The 230-nt window shown below is 66.1% G+C and carries 1 pseudogene; it reads right to left on the reverse strand.

Annotated elements, in window-relative coordinates:
- Positions 1-230 (reverse strand): annotated as a pseudogene (locus tag R0J92_RS27305) (acetyl-CoA C-acyltransferase); the annotation flags it as partial.

Genomic DNA, 230 nt, shown 5'->3' on the forward strand with positions numbered 1-230 from the left:
GGCTGCGGCGCCATCGACGATGCCGGACGAATTGCCGGCGTGGTGGACATAGGTGATCTTCTCGACTTCCGGATGGGCCTGGATGCCGACGGCCTCGAAGCCGCCCATCTCGCCGGGCATCTGGAAGGAGGGGTTGAGGGAGGCCAGCGACTGCATGTCGGTCGTCGGGCGCATGTGCTCGTCGCGGTCGAGGATCACGAGACCGTTCTGGTCCTTCACCGGGATGACCG

Source organism: Tritonibacter sp. SIMBA_163 (genome assembly GCF_046535935.1).
Lineage (GTDB): Bacteria > Pseudomonadota > Alphaproteobacteria > Rhodobacterales > Rhodobacteraceae > Epibacterium > Epibacterium scottomollicae.